General features: G+C 59.3%; 3 protein-coding genes and 1 pseudogene. 1 reads left to right on the top strand and 3 read right to left on the bottom strand.

Annotation, left to right across the window (positions count from 1 at the left end; all coding sequences use genetic code 11):
- The 3 genes from B0D78_RS13610 to B0D78_RS11960 all read right to left on the bottom strand — a co-directional run.
- Positions 1 to 155, bottom strand: a 155-nt coding sequence (locus B0D78_RS13610) for a helix-turn-helix domain-containing protein (protein ID WP_446737334.1), incomplete at its 3' end; no start/stop codon positions are given.
- A 395-nt stretch (positions 156 to 550) separates the two neighbouring features.
- The gene (locus tag B0D78_RS11965; protein ID WP_078017169.1) at positions 551 to 1909 is read right to left on the bottom strand and encodes a glutamine synthetase family protein; all 1359 of its coding nucleotides are present in this window, start codon (positions 1907 to 1909) and stop codon (positions 551 to 553) included.
- Between the two features lie 419 nt (positions 1910 to 2328).
- Complete coding sequence (locus B0D78_RS11960) at positions 2329 to 3453, bottom strand: M20/M25/M40 family metallo-hydrolase (RefSeq protein WP_078017168.1); 1125 nt, start codon at positions 3451 to 3453, stop codon at positions 2329 to 2331.
- Positions 3454 to 3730: 277 nt separating this feature from the next.
- Between B0D78_RS11960 and B0D78_RS11955 the strand changes: the two are divergent.
- Positions 3731 to 3932: pseudogene (locus B0D78_RS11955) on the top strand (serine hydroxymethyltransferase); the annotation flags it as partial.

Here is a 3932-nt window from a genome sequence, read left to right as displayed (position 1 = left end):
CCCGCCGCCCCTTGAGCGACGAACCTCTTCTTGATCCTGATGATTTGCCGTTGACAGAGCCCCAGCTTCTCCGCCGCCTCCCTGTTCGTCATGCGTCCCTCGACAAGCGCTCCGATAATCCTGATACGATCCAGTTCCTTTTGTGACAATGTCATTCGCTCCTGTTTCATGAACGGTATTATCTCAGAGTGACATTTTCTTGGAACAGTTATGGGGGACTTTATCACTGAACAACGACACAAGTAATACTAATTCTTGATAGAAAGTATTAACATAGTTTTCCGGGGGCTGCGGGGGAGTTCAGTCGCTCAGGACTACCTCGACCGCTACGCGGTCTGCGCAGCTCGCTTTGTGAATCTCCCCCGCAGCCCCCCTTGCGTTCGGCCTTTTAATTAAGAAATAGTATAAAACGAGGAACGGGTGTGCGGAGAGTTACCTTTCCCCGCGCAAACGAAAACGTTCCGTCTGAAACATTTCCAACGGCAAGGGCCGGCGAGCGTGCTCGCCGGCCTTTGCCGTTGCTCTTGAGTTTTCTCTGCTCGTACCTGATTCAGAAGTACAGCTCGTACTCCTGCGGCGTCGGGGCGTTGTAGATGTAGGCGGCTTCCTCGCGCTTGACCTTGATCCACTGCTCGATGAGCTGCTCGGGGAAGACGGGCCGCAGATAAGCGTGATCCTTTTCCAAGCCGTCGAGCACGGCGTTCAGGCTGAGCGGGAAGATCTTTTCCTGAAGGATCTCGGCGCTGTTCATGCCGAGCGCCACGGGATCGAGCTGGGCGGCGATGCCGTCGCAGCCGGCCATGACCATGCCGGCCAGCATAAAGTAAACGTTGGCCGAGGCGTCGCCGGGCCGGTACTCCACGCGCGTGCTATCCTTCTTGAGATAGCTGGGGATGCGCACGGCGGCGCAGCGCGAGCCCTTGGCGAACGTGGCGCTGACGGGCGCTTCGAAGCCGGGCACGAGGCGGCGGTAGCTGTTGGTGCTTGGATTGGTGAACGCCAGCAGGCTGCCCGTCTGGCTGTGGGTCAGCAGTCCCGCCGTGTAGGAAAGCGCCAGCGGCGACAGATTGGCGACGCCGTCGCCGGGGAACAGGCTTTTGCCGTCGCGGGTCAGGAATTGGTGCACGTGCATGCCGCTGCCGGAAACCTTGTTCATCGGCTTGGGCATGAACGTGGCGAAGATGCCCATCTCGCGGGCCACGGTGCGGATGATCCACTTGGCCAGCGTCACGTCGTCGGCCGTCTTCTCCATCGACGTGAATTCCAGCTCGATCTCCAGCTGGCCGGCGGCCACTTCGTGATGATGATACTTCACCGGCACGCCGGCGATCCCCATCAGCTCCACCGTCGTGTCGCGGAAATCGCGGTAGCGGTCCTCGGGCGAGACGCGGTGATAGCCGTCGAACAGGCCGAAGCGCGGCGCGCTGCTGAAATCGTCGCCCAGCCCCTCGGCGGTGGCGACTCTGTAGCCGACGCGGTTGGGCTGGATCGTGTACTCCACCTGATCGAACGCGTAATATTCCAGCTCCACCAGCATTTTGGCGTCGTCGGCGATCTTCTTGTCGCGCAGGTACCTAGCGGCGTTTCTGACGACGTTGCGAGGATACTGCTCGAAGGGGATACGTTCGTCGGTGGCGGAGACCACGTCGCAGAACACGTGCACGGTGTTGAACTCGCCGCGCCGTTCCAGCAGCGCCCGCCCCATGTCGGGAACGGCCACCATGTCGGAATTGCTGACTTTGGCGTAGCCGTAGTTGGAGCCGTCGAAACCGATGCCGTCGCGCAAAACCTTTTCGGTCGCGTACTCGCGGGGCAGCGTCACCGAGCGCAGGTTGCCCCTCAGGTCGATCATCATCAGGTTCAGAAAGTTCACTTTCGACCAATCGCCGTTAAACGTGCTCAGATTCATGACTATCGCTCCTTTTCATCTTTCTCCGCTGTTCGGCCTGGCCGCGGCCAGCCTTCAGCAAAAATCCCGCCGGAGGTTCCCTCCGACACGTCACTTTATAAAAAATTAATAACTATCAATCAACGCCAAATTATCATAAAGGACGATTCACGTCATTAATAAAAAATGACCAATTTTTCTGTTTTAATGTACCGTATTACTGCAAAAACGATCACTTTTTCGCAGGTGATTTCTTTTGAACGGCAGCTTCGAACAAAAAAAGTCCCGCATCGCTTTTCAGGCGTTTTATGCCTGCACGTCCTGCGCGATAAAAAAGCGCTCCGCGAGTTTCTCATTCCCTGCGAGAAACTCCTCGGAGCGCTTTCTGCATATTCTTTAAATGAACTGTCCCAAAGGACTTCCCCGCGCCGGCGCAAAATCTATTCGGGCAGCCCGCCCCTGTCGCCCCAGGCAAGAACAATGCGTTCGGCCAGTTCGCCGGCACGGCGCAGGTCGTCGAGCACGATCCGTTCGGAAACGCCGTGGTTGCCGCTGTACCCCGTGGCGACGCCGACAACGCCGATCCCGGCGGCGTTGAAAACGTTGGCGTCCATGCCTCCGCCGCCGCCGTTGACCTGCGCCTCCGCGCCCATGCCGCGCAGGGCGGCCAGCGCCGCCTGGATCACCGGAGCGTCCTCGTCGAAGCTGAAACTTTCGTATTGCGGCGTCACCGTCGTCGTGACCGCGGCGCCGGTTCCCGCGGCCGCCTCCCGGCAGTGCTTCTCGAAATATTCCACGTAGGCGGACAGAGCCGCGTCGTTGCGGCTGCGCATTTCACCCCGGCAGACGGCGTAGGACTGGACGATGTTGGTGACTTTGGTGCCGCAGTCCAGCACGGCGAAGTTGGCCGTGCTCTCGGGATCGAGACGGCCGTCGCGGATCGTCGCGAGGATTTTCGCCAGCGCCGTCACGGCGTTGACGCCCTCTTCGGGACAGTTGCCGGCGTGCGCCGCTTTTCCCGCCACCTCGACCGTCAGGCTCACCTGCCCCGGAGCGGCGCAGACCACACGCCCCAGCCGACCGGGCGAGTCGAACGCGTAGCCGACTTTGGCGCGCAGCCACCTTGTGTCGAAAGCCTTGCTCCCCAGAAGCCCCGCTTCCTCCCCCACGGTGAAGAGATATTCCACGCGCGGGAACTTTCGTCCGCAGGCCTGCAGACGGCGGACGCTGTCGATCAGCGCCGCCACGCCCGACAGATCGTCGGCCGCCAAAATCGTCGTGCCGTCGGAAACGATCAGGCCGTCTTTGATCTGCGGCTTGATCCCCTGCCCGTTGGCGACCCGATCCATGTGGGCGTTGAGCAGGATCGAGCCGGGCAGCCCGCCGTCGAGCACCGCCAGCACGTTGCCCGCGTTGCCGCCGAAACCGGCCCCCGCGTCATCCTCCTCGACCGCCAGCCCCAGCGCCCCGAGTTTCCCCTTTACCGCGTCGGCCACGCCGCGTTCATTCCCCGACGCCGCGTCGATCTGCACCAGCTCGAGAAAATCCTCAACGATGTCTTTCATCTATAGAGCTCCCCCTTCTCTGCCATCTTGTCACCGGCTCCTGTGGAATGTCGCAGTCTGCTCTGCCTGTTAACAGGCCTACAGTGTCTTGCTTATATTGTAGCACTGTACGAAGGCAGTTCTTCCTATTTAATACTCGCATCACTAAAATTTTAAAATATACATTATACAGCTTGACAAAGCTCGATGAAAGAAATAACATGTCCACAAGAGAGATACGCAATATATCGTGTATTTTTGAGATGGTTATTTATATCGAAAGGGCAGGTAGATATTAATGGACAAGAACAGCGACAAGTACATCCGGGACGTTGACGCCGAGATCGCCGACATCATTATCGAAGAGTACCGCCGCCAGAACCACCAGATCGAGCTGATCGCCTCCGAGAACTTCACCTCGCGCGCCGTCATGGCGGCGATGGGCTCCGTGCTCACCAACAAGTACGCCGAAGGCTACCCCGCCAAACGCTACTACGGCG

This window comes from Pyramidobacter sp. C12-8 (assembly GCF_002007215.1).
Lineage (GTDB): Bacteria > Synergistota > Synergistia > Synergistales > Dethiosulfovibrionaceae > Pyramidobacter.
This window is presented reverse-complemented; position numbering and strand designations above follow the sequence as displayed.

Bases quoted from the DNA above. Each gene is read 5' to 3' on its own strand.
- B0D78_RS11960 (WP_078017168.1), bottom strand. From the start codon at position 3,453: ATGAAAGACATCGTTGAGGATTTTCTCGAGCTGGTGCAGATCGACGCG.
- B0D78_RS11965 (WP_078017169.1), bottom strand. From the start codon at position 1,909: ATGAATCTGAGCACGTTTAACGGCGATTGGTCGAAAGTGAACTTTCTG.